Origin of the sequence: Nocardioides antri (genome assembly GCF_008373765.1) — a bacterium.
GTDB classification, from domain to species: domain Bacteria; phylum Actinomycetota; class Actinomycetes; order Propionibacteriales; family Nocardioidaceae; genus Nocardioides; species Nocardioides antri.
The window spans coordinates 1-487 of record NZ_VUJW01000208.1; the positions used below are offsets into that span (position 1 = coordinate 1).

Genomic DNA, 487 nt, shown 5'->3' on the forward strand with positions numbered 1-487 from the left:
GGGGGCGCCAACATGCCGCTGGCGTGGACGGAGTGCTCGGTGGCGTCCGGCTCGGCAGTCGATGCGATCTCGTCTCCAACGGGAGCGTCGTGAGCCTCGTTAGTCAGATACGCGGCCGGATCGTCTCCCACCATACCCTCATCATCTACGTACGGACCCTGAGTGGGTTCTTCCTTCTGGTCCTGGTCGTGATCGCGGGAATGAGCGTCCGCAGCTCGCGAATAGTGGGAGTCGATTTGCGGTGGGGATTTGAACAAGGCGCTAGTCTTGAGGTGTGCAGACTGGAGGCCGTCAAGGGAAGAAGGTCGCAGCTTGCCGATGAGATTGTTAAGGTTGAAGTGGGTCGGCAGGTGCTCGGAGCGCGGTGGCGGTGGCGGGGACGACGTGATTGGGTGGGCGGTCGTCGTCGTCGTCAGCGATAGCGGCTTTCCCTGCGCGGATGAAACGGGGATCGAGCCGTAGTTGTAGTAATAGCAACGCGTCTGCT

The 487-nt window shown here is 61.6% G+C and carries 1 protein-coding gene; it reads right to left on the minus strand.

Going from position 1 to position 487, the window contains the following annotated elements:
* On the minus strand, positions 1-487 hold a 487-nt coding region (locus tag F0U47_RS23020), incomplete at both ends, for a hypothetical protein (RefSeq protein ID WP_223162876.1).